This window comes from Bacillus sp. SIMBA_008, from assembly GCF_046535495.1.
Lineage (GTDB): Bacteria > Bacillota > Bacilli > Bacillales > Bacillaceae > Bacillus > Bacillus subtilis.
Genome location: NZ_JAWRWL010000090.1, coordinates 1 through 377, shown reverse-complemented (window position 1 = coordinate 377; position 377 = coordinate 1). Strand labels below are relative to the sequence as shown.

Below are 377 nucleotides of genomic sequence, written 5' to 3'. Positions count from 1 at the left end.
CCTTTATTCATAATGAAATTCTCTCATTAGAAGAAGGCACAATTGAAAAATATTTAACTGAAGAAACAAAACTTGAACCTTTCCGTAAATCATTACTAGACACATTACAAAAAAGGCAGCACACACTTTCTCCTGAAACAGAAGAAGCACTTGCTGCGCTTGGCGAAGTACATAGTTCTCCATACAAAATTTACGGTATGACTAAATTAGCCGATATGGATTTTAACTCCATACAAGATGAACGAGGAAATGAACTTCCTGTATCATTTGCATTATTTGAAAGCAAATATGAGTTCTCTACAAGTGCAGACATACGCAGAAAGGCATACTCATCATTCGTGTCCACCTTGAAGCGATATAAAAATACCGTGGCAACA

At 36.1% G+C, this 377-nt stretch carries 1 pseudogene; it reads left to right on the top strand.

The features are described 5' to 3' along the window. Positions 1-377, top strand: a pseudogene (locus SB658_RS22280) (oligoendopeptidase F); the annotation flags it as partial.